General features: G+C 64.2%; 2 protein-coding genes. Both read right to left on the minus strand.

What is annotated here, in order from left to right; translation table 11 throughout:
* A partial coding sequence (locus tag E0L93_RS15470) for a glycosyltransferase family protein (RefSeq protein WP_132692989.1) occupies nt 1–829 on the minus strand: 829 nt, incomplete at its 3' end.
* Nucleotides 830–875: 46 nt separating this feature from the next.
* A complete protein-coding gene (locus E0L93_RS15475; protein WP_132692988.1) occupies nt 876–1925 on the minus strand; it encodes a sulfotransferase family protein in 1050 nt (349 codons plus the stop codon).
* Nucleotides 1926–2202: the final 277 nt, after the last annotated feature.

Consider the following 2202-nt stretch of genomic DNA (forward strand, 5'->3'; position numbering starts at 1 on the left):
TCCCGGCCGGGCTCTCTACACGGAGGACGCCTTCGGGCGGAGAGCGCCCCTCGCGCAGGGCGTGAAACAGCTCCCACTCCCGCCGCTTGCGGGCGTTGATCGTGGCCTTGAAGTCGGTATAGGACCAGTGACTGAATTCATCTGCATCAAGCCACTTCAACTCGAAGCATACCCAATCTGGCAGCTGGACCGTGTGCTCCGCCCAGGGCCGCACGTGCTCCCAGTCGAAGCACTTGAAGAAGACGTGGTCTGGTGTGTTGCGCCAGCCGCAGAGTTCGCGATGCGGATGTGTAAGGTATACGTAGGCGGCGCGCTCGCTCTCGACGTAGACTGGTAAAAGCGCCATGCGCACTCTCCCGCCGACGCCCTCAAGTTGCCAGGAGAGATCGCGCAGCACCCGCTCGCCTTCAGGAGTGAGCACCATGTCCCCATCCCACTTCAGAGCATAGCGCGTCCTGACGTGCGAGAAAGACCAGTTGTAGAAGTAGGTGAGGCTGTGCACCGAGTCGGGGTAGGTCATAAGGTGCTCGGGGCCGCACCTGGAGACCTCAAAGGGGTAGGAGAGTACCTGAAGGCTCTCTTCAAGACCCATCTGTTCGGCGATCTCTTGGGCCAGCTCGGCTGTTCTGTCGGTGGAGTTGTTGTCTACCACGATGGTTTTCTGGACTGAGCGCAGGATGCCGGGCAGCACCCAGGGCAGGGACCTTGCCTCGTTTTTGACTCTAAGGACGGCGGTGAAGCCTGAGCTTGATGGTTCTGTGACCCAGTTCCAGCGGATAGCGTACTCCTCAAGCCCCTCCCGGTTTTCCCACTTCTCAGCTGTCCTCATATCTGCCACGCGGCCATTTCTTCCTGTATTAAGTGTAGAGAGTAGATCATCTGAGCATCTCCACCACGGCCCGCTTTACCCGGATGGGGATGAGGCGCCGCACTCTGGCCGGGACCAGCCGTTTGCTCCAGACCAGCAGGGGGTTCGCGTGCGGTCCCGGAGGAGCTCCGGCCGGTCCGGCGGAGTTCTTCCGGCGCAGCGGCCGGACCGCCGCCAGGGTGGTCGACTGGGCGACGGCCTCGGCGTAGCGGTAGAATGAGATGTACTCTTCCCGGTAGCAGTCCAGCCGGTCCAGCACCGCTTCTCTGTCGCCGTTTTCCGGGTCTGCGAGCGAGAGCAGTTCTTCCCACACCTGCCCGGCGAGGTACACCAGCCCCTTGGGCACGTCGAGGTCCTCCCAGCTCGCCTGCGAGCGGCGCAGCGAACGGTCAACGACGCTGTCCGCTGCGGCCTGCTGCTGGGCCCGGGCGTTCACCAGGGATGGTATATCCAGCTGCTCGCTGACGCTGGCTATGGACTGGGTCCAGTCTTCCAGCAGATCCTCGAACCGGACGAAGGCCCGCCGGTAGTCGCGGGTCGCCCGCTCGGTGAACAGCATCGTGTTGATCCAGCCGGCCGCGCGGTTGGCGTCGGCCATATTCATTCCCGGGTACCAGTAGAGCTTGCTCTTTACGACCTCCGCCGGGTGCCGGAGCATGGTGACTGCGCTGACGGCGGCTCCCAGCTCGTTGCCGACCCGGTGCCACAGCGGCAGGAACCACAGCAGCCGCGGGTCCTTGATTACCAATTGCTCGTGGAGAGAGAACTGGTCCTCCAGCCACCGGCGCAGCTGAGCGCTGACCTGCTCATCGAGGCAGAGCTTTGCGGCGTCCGCCCAGGCGGCCGGCCGGGCGTCGGAAGCGTGCACGTTTGCGCGTTTCAGCAGAGCCGTGTGCCAGTCCACCACCCACTGCGGCTCGCCGAACCCCCGCGGGTTGCTGTCGTCTGCAACCACCCGGGGCTTCGGGACGTGAAAACCGAGGTTGCCGACGATGTTAACGAACAGGCTGGTACCGCTCCGGCCGGAGCCGGCTACCAGCAGCAGGTGCCTACTCACGCGTAATACCCCCGTTCTGTGATGGTTCCCAAGCCGGGTCTGCATTCCGTGCGGGCAGTTGTACAGGTTCGGCGCTCCGGCTGTCAACTGCCGGGGGCGCTTCCTTGCCCGGGCCGCTGATGTCCGGTGCAGCCGGATTGTGCAAATGTAGCGCCGCATAGCTCCGCCGGAGATGGTCTATGACGTGTGTCCCGGCCGGGCTCTCTACACGGAGGACGCCTTCGGGCGGAGAGCGCCCCTCGCGCAGGGCGTGAAACAGCTCCCACTCCCGCCGCTT

It is taken from the genome of Rubrobacter taiwanensis (genome assembly GCF_004337705.1).
GTDB lineage: Bacteria > Actinomycetota > Rubrobacteria > Rubrobacterales > Rubrobacteraceae > Rubrobacter_C > Rubrobacter_C taiwanensis.